A 22363-nucleotide genomic window follows, 5' to 3' on the forward strand; every position below is an offset into this window, starting at 1 on the left:
CTTAAAATCTCCCGCAGGGGTTCCCCGCGAGCGCGAGACGGCAGCTTCGCAACAAGTCTGTTAATAAAAAACGGTATTTCTAATATTACGACAAAAATTATAAATGTAGTAATATTAATTCTTGACAACGTTAAGTTTATTCGGTAATGTTGCATATCGTTCGGCATTGTCGAATATTATAAAATGTGGATTCTTCGCCGGACGATACCGACGAATCAGGCTCGTGTCTCACGCAACTACCCCGGAGGTGTGCCATGCGTTCTTTCACGCGTCTTTCCGCGTGCGTGCTGGCCGGCGCGTTCGTGTTTCTCTCGCTCGCCGGTTGCGATCACGGCAGCGGCAAAATAACCGAATTCGAGAGCGGGTTGAGCGATGACGCGCTCATTAAAACACTCGCGATCTCTGAGGGGGAGCTCAATTATCCCTTCAATCCATCGGACTTCGCCTACACGCTCACCGTGCGTAACGGCGTTAGCGCGATCCGCGTTACGCCGGTGCTCGATCACCGCAAGGCGGTCATGACGGTGAACGGGCAAAGGCTCGCGAGCGGGGCCGAATCGCCCTCCCTTACGGTGAACGTGGGAGACGACAACCGGCTGATCATAGCGGTAACGGCGGAAGACGGGAGCGCGCACACCTACCGGATCACCGTTGTACGCAACGCGGAAGAGACCGAGTGCGCGACGCTCGGGGAGCTGTCGGTGAGCGGCATCACCGGCCTCGACCCGGCTTTCGACGCGGCATCGGCGACCCGGATATACACGGCGGAGACACAGGCGGAACAGGTGGGCCTCACGGCCGCCGCGGCCTGGGAGGCGCTGGGGGCCTGTGTTGAAATCACCCATAACGATATACCCGTCACCGACCCGGCCTGTTTGGATCTCGTGATTGGCATGAACATCATCGTGATCGCGATTACCGCAGCGGACGGGGCGAGTACGGATTCCTATACGTTGAAAATTCTGCGCCGCTCCAGCGCGAGCGACAACGCGAACCTCTCGGTCCTCGCGATAGACGGGGTGAGCGCGCTCACCCCGGCGTTCGATCCCGGCGACACGGCCAATTCGGATTACGCCGCGACGGTTTCCGCGTCCATGGTCCCCATCCGGGTCACGGCGACGCCCCAGTCGACGGAGGCGACGGTCGCGTATTTCCTTGATGGCGCCGCGGTGTCCGATCCCGCGTCCATCGACCTCCCGCTTGACACGAATTCGCTCCTGGTGCGCGTGACCGGCGGGGACGGGACGACTATACGGGATTATACGATCACCATCACGAAGACGACGGGTAACACCAACGCGAAGCTTTCGGCCATGGCGTTCGTGACGGGGGTCAATTCGAGCATGAGGCCCCTCTATCACGCGTTCGGCACGCCGGATGCCGCCGGCTTTCAGGCGGAACGCACATCGTACGCGGCCGTGGTCTACGCGTGCGCAACGATCGATCTCACGGTGACCGCCCAGGACCCGAACGTTTCCTCGATCAGCATTAACGGCGGGAGCGGGGAGCACGCCGCCGGCGTGAAGACGGTGAGCGTTTCCCTCACGAAGGGCTTGGTGACCGACGTGGGCGTCACCGTGACCGCGGAGGACGGGGCGAGCACGGCGACCTACACGCTCGCGGTCAAGCTTCTGAACATGGAGGAATTCTACTGGGGAATTTATGCGCCGCTCATGAACAATTCCTTTGCGCGGTGGGAATCGAAGTTCGGCAGCAAGCTCCCCACCAAGACGGTGAACATCGGGGGGCTCGTGGCGGGAAACCTCGAATGGTACCTGGGTTATACGGAGGGGACCAAGATACTGAACCGGCTTACCCTGACGGATTACAAGGACGGGAACCATGACGGCGAGGGTTTCACGATCCGCGTGCCGTATAACGACAACGGCGGCGCGGCCGCGTACGACGGCTTCGTGGTGAACGGCCAGACCCAGGGCATACTCCAGAGCGCGTTCGTGAAGGACGGGATACAGACCGGTACGTATGCCGTCACCACGCCGTGGGGGGATTCCATAGGCACGGTGGACTTCCATTATGTGATCGACGACGGGAACAAGGTCGTGGACCCGAATTCCTACGTGACCTTCCACTACATGGGGGAGGACCAGGTGATTCTCTACCAGGGGAGCAGCGCCCCCTACCCGTTCGGTACCGGATACGACTGGCGCGCCGCGTGGGACGACGGGCTGTGAGGCCGGCATGAAGAAGGTGACCATGAAGGGAGGGGTGATGCGCATGAAACGAACGGTCTCGATCCTGCTGGTATGGGCCGCGATCCTGCCGTGTGCCGGGGCTTACGCGTCCCGGCTGCACCAGGAAGACGGCATTTATCCCAATCAGAGCGCGGAATACGTGCGCACGCTCAACCGCAACGCCTCGCGCGAGGCGGACGCGGCGTTCTATAACCCGGCGGGGCTCGCGTTCATGGAGCGCGACGGCCTCTACGTGATGTTCTCGAGCCAGACCTATTACGCGCGCCGCGAGCATACCATGGATTATTACGCGATCGACCTCAACGGCGGCGGGGCGCACGCGACGGCGCACTCCCTCAACGCGTTTAGCGACACGCTCCCGGGAAAATACTACGCGGAGACCACCGCGCCGGCCCTGCCCGACCTGAACGTCGTCTGGAGGCGCGGGGGGCAGGCGGCCTATTTCGGGGTGGGCGTGATGCAGGCGGCGCCGGGCATGACCTTCCCCAAGGGACTGGCCGTGATCGACTGGGGGAACCTCGCCACGCCCGAGACCCTGCTCGAGCAGGACGGCAGCAACGACTTTTACAGCTTCCAGAGCAAGGCGGAGGCGGTGCGCACGGAATATTATATCGGCATGACGGCGGGTTACGCGTACGAGGTATACAAGGGAATCTCGGTCGCGGGGGGACTGCGCTATATCAACGCGCACGGCAACATGAAGATCGCGGTGACCGATATATCCTACACGTATCAGACGGGATCGGCTCCTGAAACGGTGCTCGTAAACGATTGGAACATCGATGTCGATACGCAGGGCCACGGGGCCGGCGTCATCCTGGGCGCACATTTCCGCCCGGGAGAGTACGTATCGGTCCTCAAGGGAACGGATATCGGCCTGCGCTACGAATACTACGCGCCGATGGTGCTCAAGAAGACCACGAATAAATTCCTGGTCCCGGAAAACCTCGAGTCCAGCGGAAAGCTCGACATCTTCAAGGACGGGACGTCCGGCAAGGACATGATTTATCAGTCCCCCGGCGGTAACGGACAGTCCACCCTCAAGGTAACCTACCCGCAGACGATTTCGATGGGGATTTCGTACAGCGTGCTCCCGTCGCTGCGCGTCGAGGCGTCGGGAGAGATTTCGCTCAGGCAGTACCGGGACCTGGACGGCCGCGAGAACGATTACGGCCTGGGCTATCGCGCGGGCGCGTGCATCGAGTGGGCGTTGAGTCCGGCCATGAGGGTGAGCCTGGGCTACGTCTACAACAATTTCGGCATCAAGGACAGCGCGCGTGACGAGGCGGACCAGCTCCTGTCCAGCCATTCCGTGGGCGCGGGGGTCGGGATACGGCTGGACGACCGGACCGATATTTCCATAGGCATTTTCAAGATGTTCTTCGTGAAGGAAACCCAGTACACGACCGAGTACACCAATGTCGTGGGGCCCACCACGCACTACCTCCGGAAATCCTACGACGAGAACAGGTTCAGCATGGGCGTGGGAGTCACCTACCGCATGTTCGGCGCGGGGGGTGGGGCCGATCCGGCGGGACTCACGCTTGGACGGGAACGGGAAAAAGAAACCAATTGACGGGGGAGCTCCATGAGAACGAACGCGATTCGCGCCGCTTTTGCATTCACGATATTTTCCCTCCTGACGCTTTCCTGCGACGACGGGGGGCGCGGTGAATCGAAGACCGCCGCGCCGGGAGCGCCCATGGGGGTGAGCGCAAGCGACGGCGCCTTTGGCAACAAGGTCGCGGTAACCTGGGACGAGGTAACCGGGGCAGGGGAATACCGTGTCTACAAGTCGCCGGACACCGCCGACGGCGAGTACCAGCGCGTCGCGCGCGGGATCACCGGGACCGAGTGGGAAGACGCCGCCGTAACGGTCGGACGCGCGTACTATTACAGGGTGAGCGCGGAAAACGACGGCGGTGAGAGCGTGCTCAGCACGGAAGACGGGGGGCACGCGGGAAGCGGCACGCCCAAGCCGCCGGTCGCGCCCCGGAACCTTGCGGCGAGCGACGGCGCTATCGGCTCGGTCGGGCTTTCCTGGGAGGCCGCGGAGGGCGCGGCCTCGTACACCGTGTACCGATCGGGGACCAGGAACGGAATCTATGCCGAGCTCGCGGCGGGAATAACCGGCACCTCGTATGCCGACAGCACCGTATCGGCGGGGAGCGCGTACTACTACAAGCTGAAGGCGGTCAACGGCGACGGGGCGAGCGCATTCAGCAATTATGACGCGGGCTCCGCGCTTCCGTACCCGCCGCTCGCACCCGCGGCCTTCGCCGCAACGGACGGGCAGTACGGGAACAAGGTCGTGCTTTCGTGGAGTTCCTCGGAGGGCGCGGTCTCGTATACGGCGTACAGGGCCGATGCCCCGGAAGGCCCGTTCACGGCGCTCGCGGAAAACCTCGCTGCGACAGGGTATACCGATTACGCGGCCGCGGTCGACGCGCACTATTACTACCGGGTAACGGCGGCCAACGCGGGCGGCGAGGGCGAGGCCTGCACGGCTGACGAGGGATGGGCCGCCTCCACCGGTGCCGTCCTGCCCGAGGTCCCGGAAAACATACAAGCCTCCGACGGCCAGACGAACCAGATTACACTCTCGTGGGACGCGGGCGCGAACGCGACCTCGTACAAGGTGTATCGCGCGGATTCCGCGGCGGGCCCGTTTGACGAGACCGCCGTAGTCGCGACGGGGGTAACGGATCTCACGTGGGTGGACGCGACGGTTACGGCCGGCACTACGTATCATTACAGGGTGCGCTCCGTAAACGACGACGGCGACAGCGACTTAAGCGATGCCGATTCGGGACGCGCAGTGGGCAGTGCGCCCGGCGTGCCGGTCAACGTGCAGGCGACCAACGGCGTGAACAACAAGATCACGGTGAGCTGGGATGCCGTGACCGGGGCCGCGACCTACTCGATATCCCGTTCCGACAGCGAATCGGGAAGCTACACGGAGATCGCGGAGGGCCTGACCGGTACCTCATGGGACGATACCACGATGTCGCTCGGGGTCGCGTATTATTATAAAGTGAGCGCGGTGAGCATATGGGGGGAGAGCGCCCTGAGCGCCGCCAACGGCGGCATGGGTATCATCGCGACGCCCACGGGCCTGGACGCTACGGATGGCGGGAACTGGATCGTGAATATTCAATGGACCGCCGTCGCGGGCGCGGAATCGTATGTACTCCAGCGGAAAGGCTACGGATCATGGGGGACCATTGCGACCCTGAGCGGCACTGTGACAAACTATAGCGATACCGGCCTTTCGCTCGTCAACTATACCTATAGGGTGTACGCGACGGCCGGAACCTATACCACGCCGGCGAGCAACGAAGACAGCGAGTGGGGGGACTTGTAGGAGGGGGGAAGGGGCGGACAGCGACACTGGCGGACTGCCCCCGTCCGGGGGCGGTCCGTTTTTAAATCCAGCGCCGTACTTCGTAGAGCCGGTAGCCGGCTTCGAGGCATCTCGCGATTTCGGACTTGAGCTCCTCGTTCATTTCCCTTATATGAAAGTGGGATTTTCCCTTGAGGAGCTTCCGCAAGGGCTCGCCGAACATCTCCTGGAGTTTCGATTCCAGGTATACCGGCATGAAGTAGAATCCCACATAGCTTCCCTGCCTTCGGACGGCGGCGAAAAACACTTCTTTTCTCCTTTTCCCTTCGATCATGATTTCCTTCCGCGACCAAAGGTCATAATAATCGTTTACGTTTCTGCGCGAGATAAGCCTGCCCTTGTAAGCGGCAAGCATTTTCCGAATCGTCTTGAAAATAATTTTTTCGTCGATTTCTACGTTTCTCATGGTTCACACTCCCCGGGGCCTGAAAGGTAACATCCCGTATGCGTGCCCATTCCCATTCATGCGCTTCCGGAAAGCGGCCTTCAACCTCAACACAATATAATGAAATCGCGGCGGGAATCAACCGGGGCAGCCGGAATTCACCGGATATCTACGGCCTGGAAATCCATGTTTTCCAGATCGATGCAGAGGAGCTTGCCGCGCAGCGCGGTCGGGCGGCCCAGGAGTATTTTGCTTATCTCGGCAGCCTGGAGGCTCGCCACGGCCCACGGCGTAAACGCGGGGTTTCCGGTCCTCACCTCCACGCCCTTTGCCTGACCGGAGGCCGGGTAGACGGTTTCAAGAATCTTTTCCCCGGGGAACTGCACCGCAACCTGGCCATACCATCCCGCGATGGCCCCGTGCACCAGCGGAACGCCCAGCCCCCGGCACGCCACGGCGAGCTCCAGGCGCGCCTGGATATCGTCCAACGCGTCGGCGACGGCGTGCGCGCCGGCGATTTCCGCGCGCCCGAAGGAGCGGGTGAACGCGGCGCGATAGGCCGCCACCTCGACCGCCGGGTTCACCGCTGCCGCGCGGCGGACCGCCGCGTCGGATTTTGGGGTTCCGATAGACACGGTGTCGCATAAAAGCTGGCGGTTGAAGTTATGCTCCTCGAAGGAGTCCGGATCGAAGACGATGAGCCTCCCCACACCCAGGCGCGCGAGGATCTCGATGAGGCAGCCCCCCAGCCCCCCGCAGCCGATAACCGCGACGGTGCTCCGCAGCAGCTTCAGCTGTTCTTCCATGGAAATGGAGCCGGTGTTGCGCAGATACCGCTCCGGCATGATGCCGAGCTCCAGTGCGACCTCCTCGGTCTCGCGCAGGCCGAAGCCAAAGCAATCCGCGACGGCGCGAATATCGGCGGCGGCGATGTGCCCGTCGCGCGCGGCGCTCGTGACGTAATCCCTGAGCGTGCTCATCCCCCGCCCACCGGGGGGAAAAGTGCGCAGGTCTGGCCGTCCGAAAGCTCGAAGTCCAGGTCCCGGTGCCTGTGATCCACGAGGATCAGGGTCACCTCGTTCAAGGGGATGCCGAGCGTCTCGACGACCGTGCGCACGCTGGTCCCCGGATTGAGCTCCATGGTGCGCGCCTCGAAGCGCCCGGTTCTGAGCGAGGCGAAAAGTTTTACCGTCACGTGTATCGGCGCCATAAATTCTTTCTCCACGCCCCCCGGCTATCCCGCGCGCCCCCCGAGGGGTTCGACGATTAGTTCGATGAGGACATCACCTTCAGGCAGGGGGTCCATCTCCTCGCGGTAGAGGGCGCCGGGCGGGAGCAGGTCAATCACGGCGCGCGCCGCGGAGGCTGGAACGATCACTCCGCCCAGGAGGATATCGGGCCCCGCCTCGCGCATGATCATGTTGAAGAGCTTGAGGCGCACCAGAAAGCCCCCGCCACCGGTCGCGGATGCGTCCTCGCGGTAGGAAATGCCGCTTCGCATGGGCGAGAGAATGCCGCCCTTGCGCAATGTCGCCCCCACCAACCCCGGCATAGCCGCCGAAAGCGAAAGCACGCAGCCGGGGGCGAGATGCGCCTTCTCGACGTCGTCCACGGGCATGCCGTTCAGGAATATAGTGCTCACACGGGTGCGGATATATTCAGGATCCAGGCCCAGCACGCCTTCCATGAATTCCCCCGCGCTCATACCGGCGCGGGCCCGCATGAAAACCCCATTTTGAAACAGGACCAGGAACTCGTCCGCCAGTCCCCGCTCGACCGCTATACGGAATATTGGCGGGGATTTCTCCCCGCCAATGCTCGTCAAATTAACCTTTTTCATGACTACCCCCCTGGTGCGTCCGGGAAACCGGCGGGAACGAACCGCATCCATCCCCGCCGGGCCCGGCTTTTACCAGTTGAAAACCCTGTCGAGGTCCTCGTCCTTCACGTCGAACACGACGTTATGCGGCATGAACTTCTCGGTCAGGAAGTAGCGGGGCAGCCGGTCCTGCTTCGCGGTGAAGCCGGCGCGCGCGTTGAAGTCGCGCTCTACAGAAAGCACCTGTTTGCCCAGCGCCGCCACGTCGTCGGCGGTGAGCGAGAGGCCGTAAAAGGCATTCAGTAAATCAATGAGCGCCTGGAAGGTCTCGGGCTGGTCAAGCACGGCGAAGGCGATGAAAAGGCACATTCCGGTCGAGTCGACCGCGGCGGTCGCGATTTGAAGATTACGCGAGAGCTCGATCTGTCCTTCCGGCTTGAGCGGGTCTACGAAGCCGCCCACCTTGAGGATGTTGGTCGCGATCGCGTAGCCGGCCGTATGGTCGGCGCCCATAGGGCTCGTCGCGTACGTAACACCGATCCCCTGCACCGCGCGCGGGTCATAGGCGGGCATTGCCTGCCCCTTCACCACGGGGACGCGCTCCACGCCAAAGGCCCTGCCCGTCACCTCGGCGCCGCTGCCGAGAATGCGCCCGAGCGGCGTTCCCTTTCCCACCTCGTTCACCAGGCGGATTGCCCCCTGTGCGTCACCGAACTCGATAATCCCGGCCTCCATGGCAACGCCAATCGTCGCTCCCATCTCGATCGTGTCGACCCCGTAATTGTCGTCAAGGAAGTCAAGCTGCGCGATCACGTCCGGGTCGGATATGCAGCAGTTTCCACCGTGCGCCCATACCGTCTCATATTCCGGCTGCTTGGAGACGAACTTCCCGTTCTTGTCCACATAGGTGCCCGAACACTGTATGACGCATCCGGTGTGGCATCCGTGGGTCGCGAGGCCGCCGCGCTTGGTCTCGATATCGGCGATGGTCTCGCCGCTGATCTTCGCGGCGTCCGCGTATACGCCGTGAGAAAAGTTCCGCGTCGGGTATCCGCCCGCTTCGCAGAGGATGTTCGTGAGTACGTTTGTGCCAAACGCAGGCAGCGCCTGTCCCGTAACCGGGTGGCTCTTGAGCCCTTCGGTGAATTTCTTGTTCGCTGCGCGGAACTTATCGGGATCTTTGGGCTGGCGCATCTTGAGATCGGTCGTATCGAGCACGATGGCCTTTACGCCCTTCGCACCCATGACTGCGCCCACGCCGCCCCGTCCCGCGTGCCTGCTGGGACGCATCTCCATATCGGTGACCGCTATGGTGGCCGCGCCCAGTTTCATCTCTCCCGCCGGGCCAATCGACATGCACACGATCTTGTCGCCGTATGTCGCCTTCAGTTTGTCAACTAGGTCGTAGTTGGGAAGGAGCTTGAGACTCTTGTCCGGCTTGATCGTTACCTCGCCCTTCTTGATGTGAATGACGTAGAGCTCGTCCTTCACGGGCTTGCCCTCGAGCACGATCGCGGCATAGCCGTGGCGCGCAATGGCAATCGCCGCCTGTCCGCCCGAATTCGCCTCTTTGATGGTGCCGGTAAGCGGGCTCTTGCATCCTACCGAGAGCCTTCCGGAAATGACCGCCGCGGAGCCGGAAAGCAGCCCGGGGGCGAACACAAGCTTGTTTTCCGCGCCCAGGGCGTGGCAGAGCGGGGGAACTTCCTTCGAGACGATGGTGGAGGTCATTGCCCTCCCGCCAAGGCCCGCGTATGCGCCCACAGGCTCTTCAGAAACCTTTGGGCCGCCGGCGGCCCCCATGTCGATCCTTAAAATCTTGTCCATTTGAGTCCTCCATGCGCGAATTCTTTATTTTCGCGGCGAATATGCACAGGGGGGAATACTGGTTTGAAACGGTGACATGAGCGCTTTGAAACGAGTGATCCCCATGAATGCAATGGTCCACGCGCCGCATAATGATCAAAATGCGACGAAAACCAAAAGGTGTCAAGAAATAATTTTTACATTTTATTAATTGTGTGTATAATATGACAATGGACAATGAAAACGCGCGCGCGGGGGGAAATGCCCCCGCAGCCCTGAAAGACCATCCCGCAAGGCTCTTTGTGGAGGTGACCACGCGCTGTAATCTTCGCTGCGGCATGTGCGTGAAGCAGAGCGGGGGAGGGAACATCGCCCAAGGGGACCTCTCGGAGGCGCATTTCCGGGCGCTCGAGCCCGCATTTCCACGGTTGGAGGGACTGGTTCTCTCCGGAATCGGCGAGCCGCTCCTCCACCCGGGGCTCGAGGAATTCGTAGCCAGGGCGAAATCACTCATGCCGTCCCATGGGCGGGTGGGCTTCCAGACGAACGGAATATTATTAGCGGCGGAGAGGGCGCGGGCGCTGATGCGCTCGGGGGTTGACCGCGTGTGCGTTTCCGCCGACAGCGTCGCGCCGGGCGCCTCCTGCGCTGCGAGCGGCCTTCACCCGACCGACGCCATGAAAGCGGTCGAAATTCTCGTCGACGCGGCGCGCCGGGAAGGGCGGGGGGACTTCCAGGCCGGTATAGAGTTCGTCGCCATGCGCGAAAATTTAATGGAGCTGCCGCGCGTGCTGGAAGGGGCTGCCCGGCGGGGGATACGGTTCGCCCTGGTCACCCAGCTCCTTCCCTACGACGCCCCCATGGTCCGACACGCGGCTTACGACACGAACACCGATGCCGCGCTCGAATTCTACGAACGTTGGGAGGAATGTGCCGCCGCCCGGGCAACCGATATCTCCCTGTACTTCCGCGCGCTGGGCCGATATTCCCGCACCCCCGCCGAGGCGGGGGTGCTCAGGCTCGCGAAGGAAATGGTGGACGAGGCGGCCGCGCAGGGCGTGTCGCTCAACATTAAAAGTCTCCTGGCGCGCGACGGCGCGATGCTCGCGCGCACGCGCGAGGCCTTCGCGGAGGCCCGCGCGTGCGCAGAGCGGTACGGCATCGAGCTCACGCTCCCCGAGACCGTCCCCCACAGCGCGCGCCGGTGCGACTTCGTGGAGGAGGGAAGCGTCTTCGTCTCGTGGGACGGGAAGGTGCATCCGTGCCACTTCCTCTGGCACCGGTTCACCTGCTACCTGGGGGGTGTGATGAACACGGTGAAGCCCTTCGTGTTCGGTGACCTGGGGGAGAGTCCGATCATTGATATCTGGAACGCCGGGGAATTCGCATCGTTCCGGAAGGGAGTGCTTCGGTACGACTTTCCCTTCTGTTACGACTGCAGTCTCGCGCTGTGCGACCTGGTGCAGACGGAGGACTTCGAGCAGGACTGCCATATCAGCCCCGTGCCCTGCGCCGCGTGCCTGTGGTGCACGGGGTTGTTCAACTGCATGAGGTGAGGGGGGTCGCGGAACAGCCTCCCGCCGAGTGGATACGTATCTGTCTTTATACCGCGTACTACCGTGCGGCGGGCCGCGCTTTCATTAGCGAGAATCCTGCCGTGGGCCACGCCTAAAACTAAGCCTTTTCGCAATAAAGCTTGCTTCGCGTTTCCAAGCACCACACGAGCTGTTATGCCTTCCGGTTCAAGTCATAGGGATTTGATTAAAAAAACTATTGACAATAAATCGCTGAATTGTTTATTGAACATGTTATATATAACTTGTATAATATAGAGGTCCTGTATGTCCCTGCACCACGCAATACTCGGTATGTTGAATTATAAACCCATGTCAGGGTACGATTTTAAGGCGATATTCGACGAATCCATAAACTTTTTCTGGTCCGCAAAACTCAGCCAGATTTACCGTGAACTCGGGTCCCTGGAATCCCGCGGGCTGGTGTCTTCAATAATCGAACCGCAGACAGGAAAACCGGATAAAAAAATTTACCACATAACCGATGAAGGGAGAGCGATATTCCGGGACTGGATGAATAAATTTCCCAGTGTATTACGGGCCCCGATCAGAGAGGAATTTTCAATACGCGTATTTTTTGGGTCCGCGCTTCAAAAAGAAGAGCTGGAGTATCAACTGGGGAAATTTATCAAAGAGGGCAGGGAAGAACTGGAATCGCTGGCCGCGGTTGAAAAAATAATCGAGGTATTTTCCAGGGAAATAGGCAAGCCGGAAGAACGGTTTTTCTGGGGGCTGGTGTTAAAAAGGGGACGCATGATCACGGAGGCGTCCGTGCGTTGGGCGGAGGAGTCCCTGGTCGAGTTATCGGGAGCGCGCTCCAAGGAAAGAAAACGGAATGCTTCGAACCGGCGGTGAAATCCGTAACTCAATCGGAAAAATAATTTTGAAGATACTAACCGTAAATGCAATTTCCATCGTCCTTCTTTTTCCTGATAATAACCTGAAGGCCGAAGAACCCGATACCTGGGGGGTCGGCGCCCACCCTGTCATAGGTTACGAAGCCGAAACAAGTCTGACCCTGGGAGCGGGAGCGGTTATCTATTTTGAACCTGAGAGTAAAAATCAGGACCTGGACGAGGTCGAGTTTATTACCAGTTACAATTTAAAAAAACAATACGATCTGGTAACCGGTTTCAGCAAATATTTTAGGGACAACAAATACAGCATTGAAGGTGAGATAGGCTATATCAGGGCTCCCGATGATTTTCACGGCATTGGCAACGATGTTTCCGGATCGACCGGAATGTCCTACGACGCGGCATTCGTTCCTGTCGATATCGCGTGTTCAGTTCGGCTATTTGATTATATCTACGCGGGACCCGTATATTCTTTCCAATATGGCAATGTAACGGTTAAGGAAACCGATCCTTGGTATGTAGACCGGGACCTCAGAGGAACCGGTGTCATGTATTCCTCCGGAATGGGAGCGCACCTTGTTTATAAAAGCACCCCGAAGGGGCAGCTCTATAAAAGAAGCGGCACTTACTGCGAATTGAAAGGTGTCCATTACGCCCGGGCATTTCTGGGCTCCTCGTCATTCGATACCATGGGAATCGATTACAGGCATTATTTCCCGATTTTTTCACAGGGCGTACTGGGGGTTCAATTCATAGGGAAACGAAGCGCGGGCGAGGTCCCTTTTTATTATTTTCCCGTCCTTGGCGGAAGCAAGATTTTACGGGGAGGCGGCGGATATGCCGCCGCCAACCTGATCGCGGCACAGGCCGAATATCGCTTTCCGGTCTTCTGGAGAATCGGCGCGGCCGTATTTGCAGGCGCAGGCGAGGTGGAGGAACATGCCGGGGATTTCGGGAAAAATGTCCGCGTCGCGGGCGGTCCCGGGATCAGGCTTACGCTGAATAAAAAAAAGAACATCACCCTTCGTTTCGATTTGGCCCTCGACTCCCGGGGAAATAAGGATATATATATAAAAATACTCGAGGCTTTTTAATTATTCTACTTTTTATAATTCAAACATTAGTTGCGGGGGTAGTATATGAGCAGATTAAAAAATATTTTCCTGGGTGTATCGGCGTGCGTTATTTTCTTTGGCGTCATCGTGTATGTGAGTATCCCTTCTATTCCCGGAATGTTCAGGCTTAACAAGCAGCTCCAGGAAGAGGGCTATTACATGGCTGAATTCGAATTCAAGATGCTGGGATTGGCCTACTATATCGATAAGGGAGAATATATCAAAGCATTAACCTGCATGAGGAATCTGCATTCGCAACTGACAACGAGGGAAGGATTGATCAAGGTGCCAAAGTTTAGCGACAAGAAGCAGGAACTCGAGTTTTACCTGAACCTCCAGAATCCCCGAACAGGCGCTTTCATGGACGACTCGTATCCGTATTGCACCTACACCGGGCCCACGGGAAATGTATTGATGCATCTTTCCGCGTTAGCACAAGAAACAGGACAGCGATTGCGGCTTTACTATCCTTTGAAATATCTCGATGAAATCAATACCCCTGAAAAAATGAATGCCTATCTGGATGAGGTGTCCACCGTCGGGTGGATCGCCTCGAAATTTCCCCAAACTACTTTTCATAACGCCAGGGATTTATTGAGCCTTTATCATGAAGATGATACCGTTGAAAAATACAACCTGTACAATCTTTCTCCGGAATCAAAACAGGCGATGCTGGGGTGGTTTTATAAGAATCAGGATCCCGAAACAGGCCTTTGGGGTCCAAAGTCGAAAAGCGGTACGCTCGTTAAAATGGATTTATCGAATACCGCTTCGATTTTGAAGGCGTTCGTGGATAATGACGGAAACAATATTAATGCATCATACCCCTTGCGTTATAAAAACGAGCTTTTTAACACAATCCTTAAGGAATTGGTGAAATCAATTCCCGGGGACAACGAATTTGAGGAGTGGCACGAGTGGAATCTAAAAACGCCCAAGGCATTACGAGTGGTGACGAGATACTTGTGGAATACCGCCTCACCGGAAAATAAGATCGCAGCCGAGAGATTGATTAAAAACTTTATCAGGATCAAGTTTGAGAAATACTATATTCCAGGCGAGGGAGCGTTCAGCTTCTATCCCGGATCGCAACACGCAACCCTGGACGGCACGGGAGGCGGATTAAGCGATTTAAGGGACATTGGTACTTTTTCGGCGGAAAAATTGCGCAATTTATGGGGAGGGCCCGAGCTGACCTGTACCGACCTGGGCAATTCGGATATTGCCACACTGACGGAAAAGGAGTTCGATTCAATAAGGAATTATAAGAATATCAATTCCCTGCGATTCTATCTCGTTGCACCCGATGCCGGAAATCATACAGCCAATGCCATCGCGGTATTCTATCCGAAAGCGACTCCCGAATTGGATATCATGGAACTGGTGCCCAAAGCAAAAAACTGGATCGATGCCACTTCACAAAGCATGGGTAATTGGACTTCAAGGGAGGGGGTAGTATCCCTGCTCGCGGATATCAAGATAACGCCTGTTCCCGTATCTAGGATAGAAATCCCGCTCGAAGCGCTCAACGAGGCATTGCGAAAAAATAAAGCACTCACGATAGTCGGGTTTGATACGCTTCAGGTGCCCAGGTGTAAAATTTCATTTCACTTAAGCCCCAATAGGGAATAGTCACCTGGATAATCCGGGGAAAATCCAGGGATCATGGAATGGCTTGACGAGCACGGGCCCGACATTCTGATCGTACGGAATTAAACTCAATAATTCCATCCCAGCACCCAGAAGGCCAGCAGGTTCATCGCCGCCGCGACCGCGTATATCGCCCCCACGGCAATCGCCTTACGCCTGTCGTCTTTCAATCCGATCACCAGCATGGGAGAGAGGAAGAGCGGGAAGTAAGCGCAGAAGAAAATCGGCCACACGCCCTTGAGGCTTCGTCCGTAATACGCCCAGTCCCACACCAGGTGGCCGCCCATGTTCAGCAGGCATTCGACAAAGACGCAGAAGATCGCGTAGGCGATTACCCAGAAGAGCCGGTTCGGTATCCCAAGGACCTTCGTGCTCCGGTCAAACGGCAGCGTGTTGTACCAGATGATCCCCGCGATCGAGAACATGAACATTATCTCGATATTCCAGCCCACGGTGGTGCGAAGCGCCGTTTCCCCGGGCGTCGTCCACAGCGCCGAGTAGCAGGACAGCGCAAACACCCAGCCGTTTATGGTCTCGAACAGGAAATCCGTGCCGAAGAGCGCAAGGCCCGCGAACACTGCGTCCCAGTTTTTCGATTCACGTGCGTTCTTGATTTCGAGCGTGTAGATGTAAAAAACCACCGCGAGGAGCGGGATGACGTACCATTGCAGCGTCGACAGATCCCTGAGTCCCTTGAGTGCCTGTTCGGATGATGGCGTCATGACGACCTCCGTGAAGTCCCGGTTGTCCGGGAATTATTTGCGGACTGGCGGGAACGGCTCCGCGCCCCTAAATAATTCTATTCCGTTTGATTTACCTTCTTTAGCATCTCTTCGACCTTTGGAATCACCTCGGCGCGGTCAAAGCTCCTTGCAGCGGTAAATTCGAAATCGGTTTGCCCGCCTTCGCGCGTCCATGAGTAGGTGACGAAGGCGACGAATTCATTTTCCTTTTCCAGCGATTCTTCGCTGAGGATTGAATCGTACCTGTAATTCAGGGGGGATTTCGCAATTCCCTCGGCGTAGTACTTGGTGTGCAGGTATAAGCCCTCCTGCGCGTACGCCGGGTAGATGGCGATCTTCGCGCCTGTCAAGTTCTTGTGCAGCCTGTCGCTGACGACGCGCAGCACCTCCACATTCAAAGAGTGTGTTTGAAAATCGGGAATTATTTTCGAGGATTCGCGCTTGTTGTAGCCGGGTATCTTAATGGACTCGCTGGCCATGAACGGCTTAAGCGGGCGCACGACGAGTATCATGTCCGATAAGCGGACGAGTTGTTCGAGGGGAATGGTTCTGAGAAATACCTTGTTGCCGGGGGCGCTTGAAATGAACAAGAACAGAATGATCATGATATATCTGAATACTATCATCGACTTCTCCTTTAGCAGCCGGGGAATCATGTCCTGGTCCATGGGGAAAATTCCTCCCACTGCGACTGTTTCCAAACTCTCACTTTCCGGAAAAAAACCGCCCAATGCGATTGAGTGCCTGGTGTGCGCCTCTTGAATGCCGTTACGTTTTTCATCATCTGCAGGATTTTAAAATATTCAATGATTTTTATTATAGTATATTCGGCATACGGGTTATTTTGATGCATATTTGCCGTAATTTCACAAGGTGCCCTGCGTATGATTAAAGCTTGACACCGGTGAAAAAATAATTCGATATATTAATATCTGACGGTCATCCCCCATGAAACGGAAAACTTCCATTGAATCCATAGTGCGTATTGTGGACCGCGACGACGATGCCGCGGACCTGCGTTACTGGCTCGGTAAAACGCCCGAAGAAAGAATTGAGGCCGTTATACTACTCAGGGAACAGTACATGCGCTCCATCGGTTATGACAAAGAGCCCGAAGTGGAACCGATCGTTACCTTCATCTTCACCTGACCATCATGCATAGAAGTTTTAATGAAATCCTTCGGTTATGTACAGGCTTGTGCGCAATCGCAGTGTTTCTACGCTCATGCCAGTCGTCACACATCGTCCGCCTGCGCGGGTAAGGGCCGGACATCAGCGGGGACGCCGCGGCCTCTTTAGCGGACACGGCCCGGGGAAGGCTCCCGTGCCCGTAAATATCCTTGTCCTTCCGGCGCAGGCCTTATATGATTGCCATACGATAAAGTCCGCATCCACTTTAAACAAGCCCGCGGTCATACATAAGCCGGGTCGCTAAAGTAAAAGGAGTGCCATGAAAGGGATCCCGTTGTTGTGCATTTGCGTATGCCTCATAGCTTCCTTACTGCCTTCGTGCACCTCGCTGGAGATGAAGTCGACCTTCAATAAAAACCGGACCTTTCCGCGATCCAAGAAGACTGTTTACGCAGCCGTTCTCAAATACTGCCAGGAAAACGGATACGAGATCGAATCAAGCGATCCGGAAGCAGGGATAATCCGAACAAAATTCCGACAGAACGAGCTCGATTTCAAGGGGAGAGGCAAGAGCCTGCTATTTATGCTCGTGGAACAGTCCGCGTACCAGGTGAGGCTGGATATTGAATTCAAGTACACAATCAACCTCCTTCCTTCAGCTCAGACTACAGACGCAGGGAGGGTATTCGAAGGCATCCGGGCGAGTATGGGGACGGAGGACATCGAGGGCTATCTCGCAGATAAGTATTCCGGCGAGAAGGACGACGCCATCATCGTGTTCGATTTCAGCTCGGACGCGGTGAAGGAGTGGGATGCGCGAATCTCGATCAACGGATCTCCCGAAAAGGAGCTCAGGAGAAAACCGGGAGAATTATACGAAGTGAAGGTACCGGAGGGGACCGCTCAAATTCGATACCAGCTGATATCAAGGCTGGTAAAACAGGGAAATGGCTTGACCGTGTACCAGTCGGGGAACAGCTCGATCGGCCTGACCGACCACAAAACGCTCGACCTGCCGGTCAAAAAGGGCGAAACATCCAAGCTGCGCATCACAGAGGTCGGGCGCGGCGACAGCTGCACCTGCCTGGCGATCCCTTTTCTTATCCTGCTGCACGCGCACCAGCTTGACCTTGAGCTCGGCGACAAGTACGTGGACGTCGCATTCAAGGCGGAGTGAACAGTCCCTCCTGGCACGCAAAAGTTCTTGTCACCCGCCCGCAATTCCCCTACCATCCGCCCATGAGCCTTTCCCCCGACATCATGACAAAGCTCGCATTCCTGAAGGAGCTCATCCGCGCCTGTGAAAGCGCGCTCGTCGCCTTTTCCGGCGGTGTGGACAGCGCGCTCGTGCTTGCCGTTGCGCGCGAGGCGCTGGGGGGGCGCGTCCTCGCGGTTACGGCCGTATCGGACCTCCACGCGCCGGAAGAGCGCGGCATGGCCGAGGAGATCGCCCAAATCCTGGGGGTTCGTCATGAGGTGGCGCCGATAGACCTCCTGGCCGTAGACTGCGTGAGGGCCAACACGCGGGACCGCTGCTATCATTGCAAGAAGGAGATTTTTTCCGGACTCATCGAGCGTGCGCGCGCCGAACGCCTCGCCTGCGTGCTGGACGGAACCAACGCCGACGACGAAGGGGCGTATCGGCCCGGGAAGAGGGCGCTTGCGGAGCTCGGGGTAAAAAGCCCCTTGCGGGATGCGGGGCTTTCCAAGGACGAGGTGCGGGAGCTCGCGCGCATGTATGGCCTGCCCTCGCACGACCGGCCCGCGGCGCCGTGCCTGGCGACGCGCATCCCCTATGGGACAGCGTTATCGGCGGATATATTAAAGAGGATTGGCCTCGCGGAGAAGCTTCTCCATGAGCGGGGATTTCGCGTGTGTCGGGTGAGGGTGCACGGCGACGTCGCGCGCATCGAGGTTCCGCGGGCGGACATGCCGGCGTTCCTGGACGGGGATTTCGCAGATGCGCTCACGCGGGATTTCAGGGGGCTGGGGTTCGCATACATCGCGCTGGACATCCGGGGCTTCCGCTCGGGAAGCATGGACGAAACCGGGTAAAGGCCTGAGAACGTTATATTGAGCAGCATTGGAATCCGGTTTTGACAAAAAACATCGATTAATAGGAAAATCGTTAAATAATTTATTGACCGTATCACTGGTATCCGGTATACTCTACCATATTGATAGAATTACTGGGCTTTAGCGACTTATTTTGTACAGCCCGTGTCAATAGCAGTGAATGAACCATGCAAAACGAAAGAATGACATTACTGGCAAAAGCTTTGATTTTCATCTTTCTCGCAACCGCTGTCCTTGCCGGCGGTGTGTGCACCGACGGCGCATGCGCAATGAAGTGTAGTGCTGCGTCGGGAGACAGCATTGCTTCTTCGATGGCCCATGCATCGCAGGGGAGCATATCGAAACCATGCTGCTGTTCCGGGGAACAATCGTTTTGCGCGGGAACCGGCCGGGAAATCGCCACTATTTCTGTTGTCCCCGCGGAGAAAAAATTCGTAATATCGTCTCAGGCACAGAAATTCTGCGCGCTTCACGGCCGGGAGAATCCCTTTTCCACGATCGGGCTCATGAGCATGGTACCGGTCCGGACCATTCCGGCGTCGGCTCCGCCCCTTTACCTGCAGTACAACGCCTTTATCTGCTGATTTAACAACCACGAAATTTGATTTGTTCCGGGCTGTCGAAAACGACATTCCCCTGGCGTTGCGCGCATTGGATTCCAGGGAGAAGACCGGCTGCCGGTTATGACTGATCGCAGGGGGAATTACGCGATGAACGCAAAAAGGAAATGGGACCGCACCTCGTATTTTTACGATCTATGGGCCGCACCCATGGAGATGATGGGCGGCCGCGAGTGGAGGCCCATGCTCTTCTCCGAATTGCCCGGGGGACGGATTCTGGAAATCGGTGTCGGGACGGGAGTGAATTTCGAATACTACCCGGACGGAGCGCGCGACTATACCGGGATTGATATCAGCCCTAAAATGCTCGCGAAGGCGCGTGCGCGCGCGGACAGGCTCGGCAAGAAAATCGAGCTTCTGGAAATGGACGCGGGCGATCTTAAATTTCCCGACAATTCCTTCGATGCCGTATTCACCACCTGCGTCTTGTGCTCGGTGCCCGACGCGATTGGCGCGCTCCGTGAAATGAGGAGGGTGCTGAAAAAGGACGGCACGGCGATTTTCCTGGAGCACATGCGGCCCGACAAGGGACTGCTGGGGATCGTGTTCGATATGATGAATCCCCTCACCTCGCGGCTCATTGGCTTTAACGTCAACAGGCGTACGGTCGGGCATATCAGGGAGGCGGGATTCGGAATCATCGAGGAGCGGCATCTGCTGCGGGATATTTTCAGGTATTTAAAGGCGAGGCCGTGAAATCCGGGCAGGGATAAAATCCATTCGAAGGCAGGGGGTATGATATGTGTTGTGTCGCGATTTTCATAGTGGCGGTTCTTATTACCGCGGTTTCATCGGTCCTGGGATTAATAGGGGGAATATTCTTTAGGGAAAGGAGGGAAACTAAATGAAAAAGCTTTTCGTGTGTATGGTAATAATGCTCATGGCTGTTCCGGGCATTGCCGAACAGGACACGCTCATCAAGGGTGACGCGGAATACGGCGGGTATATCGGACCCGAAGCGCGGTATACGATCATTAACGGCGAGGGTGGTTTTCTCATGGGCGCCCGCGCGGGTTTGATCTACAACCATTTCTTCTCTCTGGGGATCGCGGGGTACGGGCTGGCCAGTAACGTGGACGCCGACAGTCCCTACGGCGATCGTAACCTCATGATGGGTTATTACGGGCTTGTCCCTGAGTATGTCTTCAACCCCGGAAGGATCGTCAATGTTGCCCTTTCCGCACTTATCGGCGGGGGCGGGGTGCGGGTGAACGACCCCGCGACCGGGAATATGAATCACAACATGGATGCCTTCTTCGCGGCGGAGCCGCAGCTTTCGTTCTACGTGAACGTGGTGAAGTATTTCCGCGTGGGCGTGGGAGCCGGTTACCGGTTTACCCGCGGCGTCGACAGGAAAGGACTGAGCGATTCCGAGGCGGGGGGCTTTACCGCCGGTCTTGCGCTTCAATTCGGGGTGTTCTGACATGACGGTGTTTGGGCTACACTATAAGCTGTCATCAGGATGGGCGGGGAAGGGGACATGGAATCTCCTTTCCGCGATCGCTGCCATCCTGGGGGTTTTCCTGTTCCAGTCTTCCGCGGTTCTGTACTTCCCCCAGTACCACGATTTGCTGAGGCATTTATATTACATGCCGATAATCCTGTCCGCGTACCTCCTGGGGCCGCGCTTCGGCGTATTCTTCGGATTACTGTCCGCCGTCGGCTCATCCGCTCACATTGCCATGCATGGCCGCGTGATGTATATTGATCTGGTATTACAGGCGTCAATTTTTTGTGTCACCGGCGCGCTGATCGGTTATCTTTCCAGCGAAGAGAAGAGGAAAAGCAGCCTTCTCGAATCCTCGAAAATGGATTTTCTTAAAGGCCTGAGCGCTGCGCTCGACGCGCGCGATACCTACACGGAAGGCCATTCACTGCGGGTTGCGGGCATCGCGCGCGAGATCGGAAAAGAGCTGCGGATGAGCGAGGACGCGCTTGGCGCGCTGTACCAGGCGGGCATTATTCACGATATCGGCAAGATCGGGATCCCGGATGCGATCTTAAAGAAAGAAGGGAAGCTTACACAGGAGGAGTACGCGCTTATAAAAACCCACACGCGTATCGGCGCAGCGATCGTACGCGACGTGGAGGCGTTCAGGACGGCCGTCGCAGGGGTGAAATCGCACCATGAACGATACGACGGCAGCGGTTACCCGGAGGGGCTCAGGGGAGAAGACATTCCCCCGGACGCGCGCATCATCGCCGTCGCCGATGCTTTTGACGCGATGACCTCCGTCCGGGTATACAACCGGAGAAAGGATACCGGCGCCGCCCTTGAAGAGATCGAGAGGGGCGCGGGAAACCAGTTCGATCCGGGGGTCGTGCGTGCATTTAGAAATGTCGCAGGGAGGCTGGATATGGAAAAGCTTGAGGGGGTTGCCGTCGATCCGGTGTGCCGCATGAAGGTGAACCCGGCCACGGCGCCGGCGTCGTTCGAGTACAAGGGGACCGTCTACTATTTTTGTTCCCGGGAGTGCGGGGAGTCTTTCACCGCGTTCCCTGAAAAATATGTTTCGGATGCGCGTTCGTCGCCTGATAATTTGTAGACCCGGGCCGAGACGAAATAACAAGGAGGAGAATGATGAAGAAATCCATTTTGATTACCATGATGCTTATAGGCGTCATCGCGGCAGGATCCGTAACGGGCTGCATAGGGGTCCGCAAAGGGTACCACACGTACATCATGCGCGGGATGATTCTCGAAGTGTCCGATAAGGACGTGTATCTCTGTATCGGAAGTTATGACGGCGCGCAGGTGGGCCAGGAATACGAGGTATTCAGAAACATACCCGAAGGAACCGTGTCCGGGCCCCGAAGCGCGACCGCCTATTACAAGAAGGAAAAATCCGGAGCGGTAAAGATCGTCGAAATCGTCGACGTGCATTACGCCAGGGCGGTCGTGATTTCGGGTATCGCGGAGAAATATTCGGTGGTAGAGCTGGAGAGAACGATCAATTGAATAAATTCGGTG

General features: G+C 57.4%; 21 protein-coding genes and 1 pseudogene. 15 read left to right on the forward strand and 7 right to left on the reverse strand.

The features are described 5' to 3' along the window. Positions 1–254: 254 nt before the first annotated feature. Genes EPN93_07600 through EPN93_07610 form a run of 3 tightly spaced genes read left to right on the forward strand, consistent with a single transcriptional unit; the run spans position 255 to position 5577 of the window. On the forward strand, positions 255–2192 hold the full coding sequence (locus EPN93_07600) for a cadherin-like beta sandwich domain-containing protein (GenBank protein ID TAL36682.1): 1938 nt from the start codon (positions 255–257) through the stop codon (positions 2190–2192). A 7-nt stretch (positions 2193–2199) separates the two neighbouring features. Next, complete coding sequence (locus tag EPN93_07605; protein TAL36683.1) at positions 2200–3789, forward strand: hypothetical protein; 1590 nt, start codon at positions 2200–2202, stop codon at positions 3787–3789. Between the two features lie 12 nt (positions 3790–3801). Further along, complete coding sequence (locus tag EPN93_07610) at positions 3802–5577, forward strand: hypothetical protein (GenBank protein TAL36684.1); 1776 nt, start codon at positions 3802–3804, stop codon at positions 5575–5577. A gap of 61 nt (positions 5578–5638) precedes the next feature. On the opposite strand, the gene EPN93_07615 is transcribed toward EPN93_07610, so the two are convergent. The 5 genes from EPN93_07615 to EPN93_07635 all read right to left on the reverse strand — a co-directional run bounded on the left by EPN93_07615 (position 5639) and on the right by EPN93_07635 (position 9647). Next, positions 5639–6022 (reverse strand): DUF1801 domain-containing protein, encoded by a 384-nt coding sequence (locus EPN93_07615; GenBank protein TAL36685.1) that lies wholly within the window; start codon positions 6020–6022, stop codon positions 5639–5641. Positions 6023–6159: 137 nt separating this feature from the next. Further along, complete coding sequence (locus EPN93_07620; GenBank protein TAL36686.1) at positions 6160–6981, reverse strand: HesA/MoeB/ThiF family protein; 822 nt, start codon at positions 6979–6981, stop codon at positions 6160–6162. Further along, positions 6978–7202, reverse strand: coding sequence for a MoaD/ThiS family protein (locus tag EPN93_07625; protein ID TAL36807.1), 225 nt, complete (start codon positions 7200–7202; stop codon positions 6978–6980). The genes EPN93_07620 and EPN93_07625 overlap by 4 nt, the downstream gene beginning before the upstream one ends. Positions 7203–7235: 33 nt before the next feature. Next, positions 7236–7841 (reverse strand): hypothetical protein, encoded by a 606-nt coding sequence (locus EPN93_07630; GenBank protein TAL36687.1) that lies wholly within the window; start codon positions 7839–7841, stop codon positions 7236–7238. A gap of 69 nt (positions 7842–7910) precedes the next feature. Next, positions 7911–9647: an aldehyde ferredoxin oxidoreductase gene (locus tag EPN93_07635; GenBank protein ID TAL36688.1), complete on the reverse strand. Its 1737-nt coding sequence runs from the start codon at positions 9645–9647 to the stop codon at positions 7911–7913. Between the two features lie 203 nt (positions 9648–9850). Between EPN93_07635 and EPN93_07640 the strand changes: the two genes are divergently transcribed. The 4 genes from EPN93_07640 (at position 9851) to EPN93_07655 (ending at position 14804) form a co-directional block, all read left to right on the forward strand. After that, positions 9851–11182, forward strand: a complete 1332-nt coding sequence (locus EPN93_07640; protein TAL36689.1) for a radical SAM/SPASM family putative metalloenzyme maturase — start codon at positions 9851–9853, stop codon at positions 11180–11182. Positions 11183–11467: 285 nt separating this feature from the next. Next, on the forward strand, positions 11468–12055 hold the full coding sequence (locus tag EPN93_07645; GenBank protein ID TAL36690.1) for a PadR family transcriptional regulator: 588 nt from the start codon (positions 11468–11470) through the stop codon (positions 12053–12055). A gap of 28 nt (positions 12056–12083) precedes the next feature. After that, positions 12084–13151: a hypothetical protein gene (locus EPN93_07650; GenBank protein ID TAL36691.1), complete on the forward strand. Its 1068-nt coding sequence runs from the start codon at positions 12084–12086 to the stop codon at positions 13149–13151. Positions 13152–13196: 45 nt separating this feature from the next. Continuing rightward, entirely contained in the window at positions 13197–14804 is a 1608-nt protein-coding gene (locus EPN93_07655; protein ID TAL36692.1) for a hypothetical protein, read from the forward strand. A gap of 86 nt (positions 14805–14890) precedes the next feature. Here the strand turns inward: EPN93_07655 and EPN93_07660 are convergent, their stop codons facing one another. Then, positions 14891–15544, reverse strand: a complete 654-nt coding sequence (locus tag EPN93_07660) for a hypothetical protein (protein TAL36693.1) — start codon at positions 15542–15544, stop codon at positions 14891–14893. A 77-nt stretch (positions 15545–15621) separates the two neighbouring features. Further along, positions 15622–16266: a hypothetical protein gene (locus tag EPN93_07665; GenBank protein ID TAL36694.1), complete on the reverse strand. Its 645-nt coding sequence runs from the start codon at positions 16264–16266 to the stop codon at positions 15622–15624. Positions 16267–16513: 247 nt separating this feature from the next. Here EPN93_07665 and EPN93_07670 point away from each other — a divergent pair, with 247 nt between their 5' ends. The 8 genes and pseudogenes from EPN93_07670 (at position 16514) to EPN93_07705 (ending at position 22351) form a co-directional block, all read left to right on the forward strand. After that, the gene (locus EPN93_07670) at positions 16514–16714 is read left to right on the forward strand and encodes a hypothetical protein (protein ID TAL36695.1); all 201 of its coding nucleotides are present in this window, start codon (positions 16514–16516) and stop codon (positions 16712–16714) included. A gap of 301 nt (positions 16715–17015) precedes the next feature. Continuing rightward, a complete protein-coding gene (locus EPN93_07675) occupies positions 17016–17873 on the forward strand; it encodes a hypothetical protein (protein ID TAL36696.1) in 858 nt (285 codons plus the stop codon). A gap of 83 nt (positions 17874–17956) precedes the next feature. Further along, positions 17957–18751, forward strand: coding sequence for an ATP-dependent sacrificial sulfur transferase LarE (larE, locus tag EPN93_07680; GenBank protein TAL36808.1), 795 nt, complete (start codon positions 17957–17959; stop codon positions 18749–18751). 290 nt (positions 18752–19041) lie between these two features. Beyond that, the gene (locus EPN93_07685) at positions 19042–19356 is read left to right on the forward strand and encodes a hypothetical protein (protein ID TAL36697.1); all 315 of its coding nucleotides are present in this window, start codon (positions 19042–19044) and stop codon (positions 19354–19356) included. A gap of 126 nt (positions 19357–19482) precedes the next feature. After that, positions 19483–20088 carry a class I SAM-dependent methyltransferase gene (locus EPN93_07690; protein TAL36809.1) on the forward strand — a complete coding sequence of 202 codons (606 nt, stop codon included), beginning with the start codon at positions 19483–19485 and terminating at the stop codon, positions 20086–20088. Between the two features lie 148 nt (positions 20089–20236). After that, on the forward strand, positions 20237–20815 hold the full coding sequence (locus EPN93_07695; protein TAL36698.1) for a hypothetical protein: 579 nt from the start codon (positions 20237–20239) through the stop codon (positions 20813–20815). Between the two features lies 1 nt (position 20816). After that, positions 20817–21644 (forward strand): annotated as a pseudogene (locus tag EPN93_07700) (HD-GYP domain-containing protein). Between the two features lie 329 nt (positions 21645–21973). Beyond that, positions 21974–22351 carry a hypothetical protein gene (locus EPN93_07705; GenBank protein TAL36699.1) on the forward strand — a complete coding sequence of 126 codons (378 nt, stop codon included), beginning with the start codon at positions 21974–21976 and terminating at the stop codon, positions 22349–22351. The last annotated feature ends 12 nt before the right edge of the window (positions 22352–22363 follow it).

The sequence above is a fragment of the Spirochaetota bacterium genome (genome assembly GCA_004297825.1).
Taxonomy (GTDB): Bacteria; Spirochaetota; UBA4802; order UBA4802; family UBA5368; genus FW300-bin19.